This window comes from Gluconobacter cerinus, assembly GCF_025961355.1.
Classification (GTDB): domain Bacteria; phylum Pseudomonadota; class Alphaproteobacteria; order Acetobacterales; family Acetobacteraceae; genus Gluconobacter; species Gluconobacter cerinus.
The window spans coordinates 705,270-719,705 of sequence record NZ_JAOQNM010000001.1 but is presented as its reverse complement, the minus strand read 5'-3'; the positions used below and the strand labels follow the sequence as shown (position 1 = coordinate 719,705).

At 56.9% G+C, this 14,436-nt stretch carries 10 protein-coding genes; 3 read left to right on the top strand and 7 right to left on the bottom strand.

Features of this window, described 5'->3' with window-relative positions; translation table 11 throughout:
• Position 1: 1 nt before the first annotated feature.
• From M2305_RS03310 to M2305_RS03295, 4 genes are all read right to left on the bottom strand, one after another.
• Entirely contained in the window at positions 2-2,380 is a 2,379-nt protein-coding gene (locus tag M2305_RS03310; RefSeq protein WP_211507345.1) for a TonB-dependent receptor, read from the bottom strand.
• Between the two features lie 99 nt (positions 2,381-2,479).
• A complete protein-coding gene (locus M2305_RS03305) occupies positions 2,480-3,925 on the bottom strand; it encodes an ATP-binding protein (RefSeq protein WP_264648563.1) in 1,446 nt (481 codons plus the stop codon).
• A gap of 4 nt (positions 3,926-3,929) precedes the next feature.
• On the bottom strand, positions 3,930-5,153 hold the full coding sequence (locus M2305_RS03300) for a TIGR03862 family flavoprotein (protein WP_264648562.1): 1,224 nt from the start codon (positions 5,151-5,153) through the stop codon (positions 3,930-3,932).
• An 82-nt stretch (positions 5,154-5,235) separates the two neighbouring features.
• Positions 5,236-7,794, bottom strand: a complete 2,559-nt coding sequence (locus tag M2305_RS03295; protein WP_264648561.1) for a TonB-dependent receptor — start codon at positions 7,792-7,794, stop codon at positions 5,236-5,238.
• A gap of 207 nt (positions 7,795-8,001) precedes the next feature.
• Here M2305_RS03295 and ade point away from each other — a divergent pair, with 207 nt between their 5' ends.
• A complete protein-coding gene (ade, locus tag M2305_RS03290; protein WP_264648560.1) occupies positions 8,002-9,699 on the top strand; it encodes an adenine deaminase in 1,698 nt (565 codons plus the stop codon).
• Positions 9,700-9,762: 63 nt separating this feature from the next.
• Here the strand turns inward: ade and M2305_RS03285 are convergent, their stop codons facing one another.
• A complete protein-coding gene (locus M2305_RS03285) occupies positions 9,763-9,963 on the bottom strand; it encodes an entericidin A/B family lipoprotein (protein WP_046899903.1) in 201 nt (66 codons plus the stop codon).
• 153 nt (positions 9,964-10,116) lie between these two features.
• Between M2305_RS03285 and M2305_RS16275 the strand changes: the two genes are divergently transcribed.
• Positions 10,117-11,295, top strand: coding sequence for a glycosyltransferase (locus tag M2305_RS16275; protein WP_264648559.1), 1,179 nt, complete (start codon positions 10,117-10,119; stop codon positions 11,293-11,295).
• Between the two features lie 28 nt (positions 11,296-11,323).
• On the opposite strand, the gene M2305_RS03275 is transcribed toward M2305_RS16275, so the two are convergent.
• Positions 11,324-12,163, bottom strand: coding sequence for a TPM domain-containing protein (locus tag M2305_RS03275; RefSeq protein WP_264648558.1), 840 nt, complete (start codon positions 12,161-12,163; stop codon positions 11,324-11,326).
• Positions 12,164-12,186: 23 nt separating this feature from the next.
• Positions 12,187-12,780 carry a LemA family protein gene (locus M2305_RS03270; RefSeq protein ID WP_046900877.1) on the bottom strand — a complete coding sequence of 198 codons (594 nt, stop codon included), beginning with the start codon at positions 12,778-12,780 and terminating at the stop codon, positions 12,187-12,189.
• Between the two features lie 292 nt (positions 12,781-13,072).
• On the opposite strand from M2305_RS03270, the gene gltX reads away from it, so the two are divergent.
• Positions 13,073-14,407: a glutamate--tRNA ligase gene (gltX, locus tag M2305_RS03265; protein ID WP_264648557.1), complete on the top strand. Its 1,335-nt coding sequence runs from the start codon at positions 13,073-13,075 to the stop codon at positions 14,405-14,407.
• Positions 14,408-14,436: the final 29 nt, after the last annotated feature.

Sequence of the window (14,436 nt, the reverse complement as noted above, 5' to 3'; positions counted from 1 at the left end):
CTTACAGCGTGGCGTTCAGTGTCAGGAAGAAGCTGCGCGGGGCAACCGGGAAGGCACTGAACTGACCAGAAGTCTGGGTCGCGTTGATGGTGGACCAGGCGTGTGTGTTGGTCAGGTTGGTGATGTTACCCTGAACACGCAGGGCTGCGATGTGTGGGATGCCATGGAACGTGTAGCCGGCGTTCATGTCAAACTGAGCAAATGGGGCGGCGTACATGTCGTTGGTGTAGGTTGCATAACGCTTGCCGGTGACGACACCGATGAACTGGCCATAAGCATTGCCCCAGTTAGTGCTGAAGACGAATTTCTCAGACCAGGCAGGCATACCCACAACATTCTTGCCAGCCGTATGCACGACTGTCGTGCCGGTGCTGTAGTTATCGTTGTAGGTGGACTTGTTATAGGACAGCCCGTTGTAGAGCGAGAAATGCTCGCCGAAATGGGACGTGAAGGAGAAGTCCATACCATCGGTTGTGACGGAACCGACGTTTGCAAGCGTTGTGGCAGACCCGATGATGGAAGACAGCGTCTGCGTGGTGGCAACAGCCAGAAGGCGGTTCGAGAAGTGCACGTGATAGTACGACAGCTGCCCTTCGATAGACGTCAGCGGGCCAAGATGGATCTGGCGATGCTCACGCAGGCCGGTCTCGTAAGTCCATGATGTTTCCGGCTTGCCGTTCTTCTTGAAGTCTTCGAACGCAGCCTGACTGGTTGCGCCCCAAGGTGTGGCGTTGCCGTAGCCCGCGTCCTGGAAGGAGCGCATGTTTTCCTGAATGGTGGCGAACCACTGTTCATTCGGCGTTATATTCCAGACCGCACCAAAGGATGGCAGGAACGGACGTTCCGCAGCGATCGTACCACCCGGAGCCGTGACAGCGTAGGACGGAGAGAGCGAGCCCGCCTTGGCAGCAACAGGCAGTGTGCCGTTCGTGTAAACCAGCTCAGACTTGAAACCAGCCGTCAGGGAGAAGTTTTTGGAAATCTGCCAGTTGTCCTGCAGATGGGTGACGAACGTGTTAGTGTAGAAGTTGTTCGTATACTGGTCGATCAGGGCATTCTGCTGGCGCTCGTATGGTGTGGTCGGGTTGTTGGCATCCAGCGGGTACCAGCGACGAGCCTGCGTATTGTTGTTGCGCTCATACCATCCACCAACTTCAATGGAATGCTTGCCGAGGTGGTAGCGCAGTGTGGAGATCAGGCCACCGCGGTTATCCCAGTATTCGGTTGTACGCGTGGCGTAACCGGATCCACCGAAGACCGTGCTGAGATCCTGACCGGGGAAATAAGCTGCGAAGAGGGTAGGCAGACCCGCAGCCGTAATTGGGCCTGCGACGACGCCTTCACCTAGATCATGATGGTAATAGATCGAGTTATCCCAGTGCAGGTTCGCATTGAAATCATGCGTCCACTTTGCATAGGCCAGGAAGTCTTCACGCTGGGCAGCGGAATAATAGTTGCGGTAGTTCAGGCCTGCATTCGTATAAGCAGCTGAATTAATATAAGATTTTGCGTAATTATAGTTCGGGTACGTGAAGGGGCGGACATAAGTGCCGTAGCCCTGTGGCAGAGTTACACTGTCTTCGTTCGGCTCCACTTTCTGGGACCAGTCAAAGAAGACCGAGAAGCGGTCATGGGCGCTGTGGTGAACGAACTTGGCATTGACCTGATAGCCGCCCTGATGGCCAGCGAAATCCCATGCGCGCGCATCCTGACGAGCGAATGAGACATAGGCTGAGTTGCCATTTCCGAACTCACCCGTGTCGAGACGCGCGAAGGTGCGGAATGTGGACCAGCTGCCAAAGACCTGTTCGATCTGAGCACCGCGCTTGCGCAGTGGATCCTGCGTCGTAAATTCGAGTGTACCTCCGAGATTGGACGTGGATGCCGTGCCCAAACCGCCTGCACCGGTGGCAATGGACGCAGACCCGATGTTTTCGCTGATGGATGCACGCTGCGGGGAGAGGCCGTTGTAGTTACCGTAGGCCTGATCGCCGAGGGGAATTCCGTCAAGCGTATAACCGAGCTGCTCTTTGGCAAAACCATGCACATACAGTGATGAGTTCTGCTCGTTGTTGCCCCAGGGATCAGCATTGTTGAACACAACACCCGGCAGGATCTGCAGCGCCTTGATGGGGTTGATGCCCGGCATGATGCGCTGGATCTGAACGCGGCCAAGTGTCTGCTCGGAGCGGGTGCGCTTTGCGGTAATAACCAGCTGTTCCGATCCGCCGGAAACGGCTGCGGCCTTGTGTGTTGCGGTATGCTTCTTGCTGTTTGTCGACGCGGTGGCAGCTTTGGCTGAAGGCAGTGCCATGCTCACTGCCAGCGGAGAACAGAAAAGAAAGAGCAGCGCGCGGTTGCGCTGGGATTTGGATGACATGGATAGCTTTCCCGTAACGAAGCGGAGTCGGAACGGGCGGAAACTAGTCTCAATATCGTGATGGTTGTGTGAACCTAGTGTGAAGGCGGCGTGACAGTTTTATGACGCCGTTTGCCAGCCTAGGCCCACGATCGCGACGCGCCGTCCGAACGGGGTCTCCTGCAATACTATGACTTCTCTTTCCTCAAGATATGTCAGCTGGCGGCGGGCCCGCCCGAGGGAGTGCGTGCCGTAGGCGCGGGCAAGAGCACTGTCATCCGGGCAGGTTTCCGAATCGAGCGCGGTGCGTGCCAGCAACAAAAAGACGCCCTGAACGTCTTCTGGTAGAGACGCGGCTATGGCTTCGGCTTTCTGCCACTCTTCACTTTCTGCACGTTCCCGGTCCAGACCCGCGCGGATGGTTGCAAGAATGCGCTGGAAACGACCGAGATCGAGGATGTTTCGTGATAGCCCCTGAATGCGGGCCCGGAGCTGGAAGTCCTGATAGAGGGTGGCAAGTGGCTTGTAATCCGCGTCCTCCTCGGATGCCACGCCAGCAACCATGTCCCAGATATGGGCTGGATCAATCTCGGTCGTTTCGGCTGCTGTGGTTGGTTCTTCAGCCGCTTCGCGGGTCGCGCCATAGGCATCAAGCTGTGCGAGAAGATCCGGCGGAGGCGGTCGTGTTTCGCGGCGGGGGCGCGGCGAAAATTCGTGAACGGGCTCGAGAATGATGTCTCGCAGGTCCTCGGCATCCATGGGCTGCAAGGGAACAAGCACTGGCCCCGTGTTGTGGCTGGCTGTTTCTACGGGGCCGATTGTCAGCAGCTTCGGACGACGGGACAGAGCGGGGCCAAGCGCCATGAACTGCCCGCGGGCAAGATCACGAAACGATTCCGCGGCCCGACGCTCCATGCCCAGAAGATCTGCCGCACGGGCCATGTCGATGTCGAGGAAGGTCCGGCCCATCAGGAAGTTTGAGGCTTCTGCCGCGACGTTCTTAGCCAGTTTGGCCAGACGCTGTGTTGCGATGACACCGGCCAGACCACGTTTACGCCCACGACACATGAGGTTCGTCATGGCCCCGAGTGAGAGGCGACGGGCTTCATCGGATGTGTCCCCGCCCGCAACCGGTGCGAAGAGCTGGGCTTCGTCCACCACAACCAGAGCCGGATACCAGTTGGCGCGGGGTGCTTCGAACATGCCGTTCAGGAATGCACCAGCAGCACGCAGCTGCATTTCGGCTTCCACCTGTTCAAGGTTCAGCACAACAGATGCACGATGCGCCCTGACACGTTCACCGGCTGCACGCAAACTGGCTTCAGACTGGTCTTCAACGTCAATGACCAGATGGCCATAGCGGTCTGCCAGGGTGACGAAGTCGCCTTCCGGGTCGATCATGACCTGTTGAACGAGGGTTGCTGTCTGTTCCAGCAGGCGGCGCAGAAGGTGGGATTTGCCCGAGCCGGAGTTACCCTGCACCAATAGGCGCGTGGCCAGCAGTTCCGGCAAATCAATGCAGGTGTCTGAGCCGTCGCGGCCCTGTCCGAGAACGATGGATGTCATGGCGTCAGCGGATACCCGAAACTGACGATTCTAGCCACCCAAGGACGCCTTTTGCTGCGGCGAGACCGGTGGAAAAACATCCCTGCAGAAGATAACCCCCGGTTGGGGCTTCCCAATCCAGCATCTCGCCAGCTGCAAACACCCCGGGATGAGCCTTTACCATGAACTTTTCGTCCAATGCGTCCTGACGTAATCCCCCTGCGGTCGAAATAGCGCGGTCGAGGGTGTCTGTCCCGGTCAGGACGATGGGGAGGGCTTTAATGGCCCGGGCCAGCTGGAGGGGTGTCGCTTGTTTTGGTGTTGCCTGTCGCAGCAGTTCTCGGGAGGCACTGTCGAGTGATAGAGCTTTGCGAAGCCGGTTGGATTGGCTCTCTCTGGGACGCTGGGCCTGAAGGCGTTTGAGAATGGCGTCTTCAGAAAGGGTAGGGCGCAGATCCAGTGATAGGGTGGCGGTGCCCGTAGAGGTGATGGCATCACGGAGAGAGGCCGAGAGGGCATAAAGGGCAGAGCCTTCCAGTCCGCGTGGCGTAATGGTGAGGTCCCCACGGGTTTCCGTTCCCTGAAACGACAGTCCGACGGAATGGAGCACTTCACCGTCATGGCGTTGCAGGACGTCATCTGGCCAGTTAGGCATGAAGCCGCAGTTTGACGGTTTGAAAGGGGATGTTTCCGCAGGGAACAGACTGGCCCAGCGCCCGTCTGACCCCAGGCGAGACCAGCTTGCTCCGCCTGTGGCCATGAGCGTGGCGTCCGCAGCAAAGGTGACAGGACCTGAAGGGCTTTCAAAGGTCGGTCGTGAACCCTCCCATTCTGTGAAGCGATGGCGTGTCCGGATCTGAACACCTTGTTCTGCAAGTCGATTGAGCCATGCGCGAAGGAGGGGAGAGGCTTTCATGCTTTTGGGGAAAACTCGCCCCGAGCTTCCACTAAAGCACTCTTGCCCAAGGCTTTCAGCCCAGCGACGCAGAGCGTCTGGCGGGAAGTTCAGCAAGGCTGGGGTCAGCCAGGCTTGAGCTGGTCCATAGCGTGTTATGAAAAGGTCGAATGGCTCAGAGTGGGTCAGGTTGAGGCCACTTCGGCCTGCCATGAGCAGTTTCCGCCCCACGCTGGGCATCTGCTCAAAGATTTCGACGTGACATCCATGACCAGAAAGATATTCAGCGGCAAACAGTCCGGCGGGACCTGCGCCAACGATGGCAACAACGGGAGGCGTGGAGAAAGGGCTCATGGCTGTCTGATTGCCATGAGCCGGATGGTTTGTCAGGTTCTACGTGCTTCTGAGGCCGACGAGGGTCAGCCTTAGGAGGGCATCAGAAACCGGCGCTGATGGAGCCCGTTGCAGCGAAAGGTGCTGCAATGGCGTACGTCGGGGCCGTGCCCTTTACCGTATTGCCGAAAATGCCCTTCATGGTTGTTGCATTCGTCTGCACGCTGAGCGGGAAGCCCAGATAGTGCTTGTCGGCAATGTTGGAGATGTTGAGCTTGACGTTGGGGCTCTGCAGGAAGCCAACATTGTGGAAGCGATAACCGACGGTCAGGTTCATGCGCACGTAAGACGGGAGTGCCTCGTCGTTCATGAACGTTGAATACTGCTTGGCGACGTATTTCAGGCTGTAGGCGCCGAAGAGATTTCCGTCATCGTAATCCAGATTGAAGCCAACCTGATATTTTGGTGTTTCAGGCGCGAATTTGCCCTTGGTGTGCAGGTAATCCACGGAGCTTCCGCTGCCGCCGCGCAGGTTGCTGGTCGTGCGGGCATCAACATACTCAAAGGATACATACGGGCGCAGATGATAGAAAATCGGACGCGTGCCGATCTCTGCGTCCACACCGTTTGTGCTCTGACCGCCCGCATTGATGTTGTTGCTGTAGTAGTTTGAGCAGGCGTCATCGGTGCACTGGCTCTGCGAGAAGAACCTGTTTGTGAAATTATAATGGAAGTACGTGATCGATCCCATGACGGTCGACCCGGTGTAACGCCAGCCCGCTTCTTCCGAGATGGAGATTTCCGGGTTGAGGTTTGAGGTGCCGCGCGTGGCGTAACCGCTGCTGGCCTGGTTGGGAGCCTTCACATTGTAATACGTGCCGGCATCGAAAAGCGCGTAGTTCGTCGGCATCCGGAAGTTGGTCGCACCGGAGATGAAGATCTGGTTTTCCGGGTTGATCTGATAACGGATCGACGCAGTCGGCAGCGGCTCATAGTACGTCTTGTTGATGTACGGGCCGGTGGATGTGTTTGGCAGCATATTCTGCGCATTACGGGTGACGATGGCGTATTTCAGGCCGCCCTCGATCGTGAGCTTGTTGTTCAGCAGGGACAGGCTGTCACCGATGAACATCGTATGCACACGGGTCTGCGTGAGGTTGGAGCGGTACTGATAGGTCTGCCCATTATCAAAGACGTAGTTTGCAGCCTGTCCCCAAACGCTCCAAGGCGTTCCGTCCGCGCCAATGCCCGTGGCGGGGCCGCTCTGGATCTGCTTGGAATATTCGAACCAGTAACCAACCATGAGGCGGTTGACCCCTGTGGTCAGCGTCAGCTTCGTGACGGCACCGGGGCGATAGGTTGTGGTGATGGACGGTTCATAGAGCAGGCTGCCTTTGGCAACTGACTGCCCTTCAAGCGTTCCGCCCATTGTTGTCGCACCATAGCTGGTGGGAACCGTGTATGCCCCGCCGCCACTGCCGCTGCCGTACCAGAAGTAAGGTGTTTCCGTCAGTGTCAGGTGATCGGTCAGCTTAAAAGTGGATGGTGCACTGACATAAATGTTGGTGAACGGGTTCTGATGGAACTTGTAATAGTCCGCATCGCTCTTTGTGGTCTGGCCGGTCGGATCTTTGTACACGCCATTGTAGACGGTGTTGGAGATCGTGGACGTGGTGGTGTTCTTGAATGTGCTACCATTCGGGCGCGTGCAGGTTGCACCAGCCGAGCAGGACGTCACGTATTTGTCCTTCACGCCCAGACCATATTCGTCCCACGACGCCATGTTCACGGAGCGGTTCAGGTAGTTGTAGAGGCGATTGCCAACGATCGCGAGAGAGACGCGGTTGCCGTCGCCCCAGTCATTCACGATCTTGCCTTCGGCGTGCAGCTTCCGGTTTGTTGCCTCACTATGAACGGCATCTTCCGTTGCATAGGAACCGGAAAAATAGGCGCGCAGGTTCGTATGGCCGATCTTGCCGGTGTCGAGGCGCAGGAAGCCGCGGGTGTAATCATAAGACCCGTAGGACACGTCGAATGCGCCGCCAGCCTTCATCTTCGGATCGATCATGTACATGTCGACCACGCCGCCCGTGGCGCTCAGATGTGGGCTGTCCAGATCCGCGGAACCCTGTGCGAGATTAACCTTCTGAAGGTTCTCTGAATCCACGATTTCCTGGGAATACGTCTGGAAGGAGCCGACGTCGTTGATCGGGAAACCTTCAAGGGTAAAGCCCATCTGCGTCTGATCGAGGCCACGGGAGCTCATGTGGCTTCCTGTCAGGCCTGCCGGGTCGGAAGACGACACGTTGGCGCCTGGAAGCAGGGAGATGAGCTGCATCGGGTCCTGACCCGGAGCCTGCTTTTCAATGAAATCGCGAGACACGCTGGAGACGGACTTTGCCGCATCCTGCTTCTGCATCAGGCCACCGCCAACGTCACGGCGTGTAACGCCGTCAAAATACTTGCGACGACCGCTAACGGACACGTGCTCTTCATGCACCTCATCTGTTGGCGCGGTATTACCCATCATTGACGGTGCCGCTGCGGCTGCCTGATGGCGGTTTGACTTATGATCAGGGGACGACGCGGCGGGGGCTGCCAGTGCAGGCGCAACCCCTAAGGCAATGAGTGCAGACGTTGAAAGCAGGCGTGCAAGGCGCATCAGGAAGATGGTCTTTCTCGGATAGTGAAATAAGCGAGAAGGGGAAAACCACGCTTTGTCACAATCATCAACAGTTTGGCATATGAAACATTATGACATAAATAATCGTGATATTTTCGCAACAAAAAGTTGCCCGAAAGCTTGCTTTGAGTGCCGGGGCGTCTGCGCGCTATAAGTGGTCATTGCTGACATTCGGAGGTTTCAGGCATGCAGAACGCAATCCAGCGCCGGGTGGCTCAGGGGCAGGGACGGGAACCGGTAGATCTGGTGATCCGCAACGTCCGTCTTCTGGATCTCGTGACAGGTGAACTGGTCCCGACGGATATTGCGATCTGCGGTGACCGGATCGTGGGAACGTACGGGACATATGAAGGCAGGCAGGAGATCGATGGACGCGGGCGGGTCGCTGTTCCCGGTTTCATTGATACCCACCTTCATGTTGAGTCCTCTCTGGTCACGCCTTTCGAGTTTGACCGGTGCGTTTTGCCGCACGGCGTAACGACCGCCATCTGTGACCCCCATGAGATGGCCAATGTCCTTGGGCGGTCAGCCTTCGATTATTTTCTGGCAGCGGCTGAGCGGACCGTCATGGATCTGCGGGTCAATCTGTCGAGCTGCGTTCCCGCAACCCCTATGGAAACATCCGGGGCCACATTGGATGCAGCTGATCTGGTGGCCTACCGGGATCATCCCAAGGTGATCGGGTTGGCAGAATTCATGAATATCCCGGGTGTTCTAAACGGTGATCCAGGGTGCCTGGACAAGCTGGCCGCATTTGCTGGCGGTCATATTGATGGTCATGCACCGCTGATGCGCGGCAAGGCACTGAATGGCTATCTGGCCGCGGGCATTTCGACGGACCATGAAGCAACCGCCGCGGAAGAAGCGCTGGAAAAAGTCCGCAAGGGTATGACCGTGCTGATCCGGGAAGGCTCCGTCTGCAAGGATCTGGAAGCGCTGGTTCCGCTGTTGAATGTTGCAACATCGCCCTTCTTTGCCTTTTGCACAGACGACCGTAATCCGCTTGAAATCGCACATGAAGGGCATCTGGACTTTCTGATCCGCCGGGCAATCGAACTGGGGGTTGAGCCGCTGGCTGCGTATCGTGCAGCGTCACTTTCGGCTGCCAATGCCTTTGGTCTGAGGGACCGCGGGCAGATTGCTCCCGGCAAGCGGGCAGATGTTGTGCTTCTGGATGATCTTGAGGCCTGTCTGGTGTCAGACGTCATTTCTGCCGGGCGTCTGGTCACGGATGCCCTGTTTGCTGCACGGGAGATTATTCCGCCCGTGGGGCTGGGCAGCGTGAAGTTGCCAGGTGTGGTTTCTGCGTCGGATATGGAAATTCAGGGCAGTGGAACAGACCGCCCTGTGATGGGGCTTATTCCTGGGCAGATCATTACGGAATATCTGCGGCTGACATTGCCGGAAGAGAACGGGCAGGTTCTGTCGAATGTGCCGAACGATGTGGCCAAGGTCTGTGTGGTGGCGCGACATGGACATAATGACAATATCGGCAGGGGGTTTGTGAAAGGGTTCGGCCTGAAGCACGGAGCACTGGCATCGTCTGTCGGGCATGACAGCCATAATATCTGTGTTGTAGGCACCAATGATGCGGATATGGCGACTGCTGTGAACCGGTTGGAAGCGACGGGCGGCGGATTTGTTGCCGTTCAGGATGGCAAGGTGCTGGCAGAACTGAAGCTGCCGGTGGCGGGCCTCATGAGTGATGCGCCGTTCGAACAGGTCCGCGACGAACTGATCGTATTGCGGAAAGCTGCGAAAGAGATGGGCGTTTCTCTGGAAGAGCCGTTTTTACAACTGGCTTTCCTGCCTCTTCCTGTTATCCCGCATCTCAAGATTACGGATCTTGGAATGATTGACGTCAGAACGATGGAACTGGTCTGAAACGAAAAAAGACCCGCCCCTGTGAGAGGGCGGGTCTTTTTTATCAGGCCTGAAAAAGGCTGATCAGTGGGTGGAGGCACCCGTTGCGTTGGCAATGCCCTGCTGTGCACTGGTTGCAGCGTGAGACGTTGCATGGCCAACAGCACTGACATCCTGGCCTGCGCCACGCGTCGTGTTGCAGGCGGACAGAGACACTGCCGTACCTGTAAGCAGGGCAGAGACCAGCATCAGGCGAGCGAACGTGGATTTACGGGTCTTGGTCATGCGGGCATGTCCTTATGTTCTGTGTGTTTGTTCAGGGGTAAAAGCCTGTCGTGTCAAAAAGTTGCGTTTTTAAGTACTGACCTGCGTGGGCAGGAACGGAAAAAGGCCTGAAAATTGTTAGAGAAATTTCATTGGGCCACAGCGGTGTTCAGAGTGTTTCGTCGTAACCCGGAGCGTTCGCCTGGAAAGTCAGTTCTGATTGTGGACTGTAATTTTCCGCGGCCCCTCCATGATTCCGGTTCGATGGATCTGGACGCGCTGATCCACTCGCTGCTGCGTCAGGGATGTAAGGTCAGCTTTCTTGCGCTGGGGGAGTATTTCCTTCCCAGAGAGCAGCGGGATAGGAACGCGAGGGAAGAATATCGCGCCTGTGGAGTGACCTGTCTGACGCCCGGTGATGATGTGGCTTCACCCGGATGGAAGGGGATCGAAGAGGCTCTTCAACAGATCGGGCCGAAGCTTGATACCTGCATCCCATGCCGCGTGAGCTGTGGGGGCGCAGCTTACGATCGGATTCGTGCGGCTTTTCCATCCGCCCGCATGATTTTCTACGCGTGTGATCTGCATTTTCTGCGAGAAGAACGGGCTGCGCGTCTGGCCGGAGATTATACCGCGCTTAAAGCAGTTGAGGTCACGCGGGATAATGAATTCGCCATTATGCGTCGTGCGGATGCGACACTGGTGGTGTCCAGCTATGAGAAAAATCTTTTACGTCAGGAATTGCCGGAAGCGCTGGTTGTTCATCTGGCTTTTCCCCGGCCCTCTGCCGAGGGAGATGGCTGGGACGCGCGCCGCGATATTGGTTTCATCGGCAATTTCGGGCATCGGCCGAATGAAGATGCGGTGCGTTATTTTCTAGAGCATGTCTGGCCGGATCTGGCTGTCCGCATGCCGGATTGCAGATTTCTGATCGTGGGAGCGGGTGCGCCGGACTGGCTGACAGAATGGGCGGAGAAAGACGCGCGTCTGGTTGTGCTAGGGCACGTTCCAGATTTGGCGGCTGTGTTGAACAGTTTAAGGATAACTGTCGCGCCGCTTCGGTATGGAGCGGGGACAAAAGGAAAGGTTTTAAGCAGCCTGTCTCATGGCGTGCCCTGTGTCATGACATCCGTTGCCGCTGAAGGTTTCGACTTCACGCCGCAGCTCAAAGAGCTGGTTGTTGCTGATCTTCCGCAGGATGTGGTGGATGCCATTGTGGCGCTCTACACACAGGCATCTCGATGGCAGATGGTCGTTCGTCACGGGCGGGATCTGATATTGCAGAATCATACGCCCGACAAGCTTGATGCGGCGTTGGCTCAGTTACTGCGTCTTGATGCTGCAGGCCGCTGACCGAAGGATAAACTTACGAAGGTGCCCGTCACCAGGAGTCCTTCGCGCCGCCTCCGCCAGAATCTCCACCGCCGGATTTGTAGGAGTTTTTCTTCTTGTCGCCGCCGGACGAGTTGGCGTTATTACGTGACGCGGCTGATAGAATATTGATCAGCAGGCTCAGGATCACGTCCCAGGGAATGCTGATCAGAAACCTGTCAAAAATTGAAAGAGGGAGGCCCTGAGCTTCGCGGCGTTGAGCGCGGACGGTAAAGCCCGAGCCAAGAGCAAACAGCACCATCCCTCCGACACCGAGTGCAAGATCAAATCCGTTGATGTTGAAGTCCGTATCGGATGTGGCCTGCTTCTCGTGAACCTGCGTCTCGCTTTTACGCAAAATGTCGGTGATGGAATCCAGCATCCCGTTTAGCGCGGCGGCATAGTGACCGGCTTTCAGGTCCGGTTGGGCAGCATGCAGGATATTGAATGTCTGAAGGTCGGTCAGGTCGCCTTCAAACCCATACCCGACTTCGATGCGGGCCTGATTATCCGGAATATCCAGAACAATCAGAAGACCGTTGTCCTGCCCTTTTTGACCAATGCCGGAGGCATGGAACGTCTCATTCGCATACTGATCGATATCGTCCACATGGCCGGGAAGAACGATCAGAATGTGCGGGTGACTTGGGAGTGTTTGCCGAAGGTCCGTCAGTTTCTGGACGAGCTGATCCTGTTCCTGTTCGGACAGGCTCTGATGCGGGTCTGTCACGAGCTCGGTTAAAGGTGTGGCCGCGACTGCCGGACCAGTCAGGGACAGGCACAGCAGGGCAGTCACGGCAAGGACCAGATGCAGGGTGCGCGTTAGAAGCGGGCGGGAAACGGTCGGCACGTTCATCCGGTCCTTCAGTCAGATCAATGCTTGGAGAAGTCTACGACTGGCGGCGTCTGTGCGGCTGGGGAAGCCTCGTAGTAGACGCGCTGATGGTAGCCCATGATCCCGGCGGCGAGGTTGCCCGGGAAGTGCATGACCGTCTGGTTATAAGCCAAAATGGCCTGCTGCAGACGCTGGCGTGCCACAGTGATGCGGTTCTGTGTGCCTTCAAGCTGAACCATCAGGCTTGTGAAGTTCTGATTGGCCTGTAGCTGCGGGGACTGTTCAGCCACAACGTTGATGGCCTTGATTTCCTGTGCGTTACGGGTCTGTGCGTCCAGGATTTTTTTCTGAAGGTCTTCATCGCTGACCGAGCGGGGATCAATGCGGTTCAGGGGCGTTTCACCCGAACGTGCCGCAGCGTAATCCGTCAGAGTGTCATGCTCGTGGGTGGCATAGCCTTTGACTGTGTTGACCAGATTGGGAATCAGGTCGGTCTGGCGCTGAACTTCGTTCTGAAGCTGACCCATCTGTTCCTTGACGTTCTGGTCCGCTCCCATGAAACGGTTATAGCTTGATCCCAGCAGGGCAATAATGCCGATTACCAGAATGGCAGGAATGAGAAGTTTTCTCATCAGGGGTCCTCTTAAATCAAAAAACGGATCATCACTCCGATCGCAGAAAAAATCGTCAGTCGTGAGTGTCTGTTCTTCGCCTTTATACAACAGGATGGACTGAAGGAAAAAACGTTTCTTTTTAGTCCATGTTTGTGGGTCAAGTATTCCGGTTTCCCGTTATGTTATATCGGTAGAATGGCCATGTTTTATTTGGCCGGCGGAGTGTCGAGAAACTGGAGAGTGTCGGGTGTTCTGAGCACGATGCTCCATGCATCTGGCATGACGCGCAATCATGCGGCATTAAGGCGGCATGAAACTGCGCTTTGCCCCATCGCCAACCGGCTATCTCCACGTTGGTAACGCCCGTCAGGCCGTCGCCAACTTCCTGTTCGCCCGCCGTCATGGCGGCAAGTTCCTCCTGCGTATCGACGATACGGACGTCGCGCGCAGCAAGCCTGAATATGAGGACGCGATCCGTAAGGATCTGGCGTGGCTCGGTCTGGACTGGGACGAAGAGGCCCGTCAGTCTTCGCGGATGGAGCGGTATGCTGCGGCGATCGACAAGCTGAAAGCCTCTGGTCGGCTATATCCGTGCTTTGAGACCGAATACGAACTGAACGCCAAGCGCGAGATGCGCATCCGGGCTGGCAAGGCCCCGATCTATGATCGCGCTATGCTGAAACTGACGCCTGACCAGCGGGCACGTGCCGAAGCCAATGGCAAGACGCCGCACTGGCGCTTTAAGCTGACGGATGGCAGCCGCAAGTGGCAGGATCTCGTCATGGACGATTGTTCCGTCAAGCTGACGGCAATCTCCGATCCGGTTCTGATCCGCGCTGATGGCACTATCCTCTACACGCTGGCGTCGGTTGTTGATGATCTGGAAATGGGCATCACGCATATCGTCCGCGGTGAAGACCATGTGACGAACACGGGTGTTCAGATCGATATTGCAGAAGCGCTGGGTGCAAAGCCGGATCGCTTTACGTTCGCGCATCTGCCGCTGCTGCTGGATTCTGACGGCGGGAAGCTGTCCAAGCGTTTCGATGCGCTGGGCCTGAAGTCGCTTCGTCAGGATGGGATCGAGCCGATGTCCATCGTGTCTTATCTGGCACGCGTTGGGACGTCCGATGATCCGGAAGTCATGACGATGGAAGAGGCGATTGCGGCATACGAGATTTCCCATGTTTCCAAGTCTGCGGCGCGGTTCGATATGCGCCAGCTTCTGGCTCTGAACCGCAAGGCTCTGCACAATCTGCCGTTCTCGGTGGCGAAGGAACATCTCCCGGCCGAGGCGACGGAAGAATTCTGGAATGCAGTGCGCGGTAATGTCGATCTGACGGCTGAAATCCCGCATTGGTGGGATGTGACGCAGGGCACGATCATTCCGCCTTCCCAGCCGGAAGACCGTGAATTCCTGACGCAGGCGCTTGAAACCCTTCCAGCCGACCCATGGGGCGAAACCACATGGCAGGACTGGACCACGGCTCTGAAGGAAAAGTCAGGTCGTAAGGGCAAGACGCTGTTTATGCCGTTGCGCCTTGCCCTGACGGGTGAGGACAATGGGCCGGAACTGCATGTTCTTCTGAGCCTGATGGGACACGCCCGGACGGTGTCACGTCTTCAGGACGCTATTGGCGCCTGAGTTACGATGGGAATGCCCGTTTGTCCGGG

Excerpts from the sequence above, each read along its gene's own strand:
- gltX (WP_264648557.1), top strand. The coding sequence starts at position 13,073 with ATGAAACTGCGCTTTGCCCCATCGCCAACCGGCTATCTCCACGTTGGT.
- M2305_RS03285 (WP_046899903.1), bottom strand. The coding sequence starts at position 9,963 with ATGACCAAGACCCGTAAATCCACGTTCGCTCGCCTGATGCTGGTCTCT.
- M2305_RS03310 (WP_211507345.1), bottom strand. The coding sequence starts at position 2,380 with ATGTCATCCAAATCCCAGCGCAACCGCGCGCTGCTCTTTCTTTTCTGT.
- M2305_RS03270 (WP_046900877.1), bottom strand. The coding sequence starts at position 12,780 with ATGAGAAAACTTCTCATTCCTGCCATTCTGGTAATCGGCATTATTGCC.
- M2305_RS03295 (WP_264648561.1), bottom strand. The coding sequence starts at position 7,794 with ATGCGCCTTGCACGCCTGCTTTCAACGTCTGCACTCATTGCCTTAGGG.
- M2305_RS03300 (WP_264648562.1), bottom strand. The coding sequence starts at position 5,153 with ATGAGCCCTTTCTCCACGCCTCCCGTTGTTGCCATCGTTGGCGCAGGT.
- ade (WP_264648560.1), top strand. The coding sequence starts at position 8,002 with ATGCAGAACGCAATCCAGCGCCGGGTGGCTCAGGGGCAGGGACGGGAA.
- M2305_RS03305 (WP_264648563.1), bottom strand. The coding sequence starts at position 3,925 with ATGACATCCATCGTTCTCGGACAGGGCCGCGACGGCTCAGACACCTGC.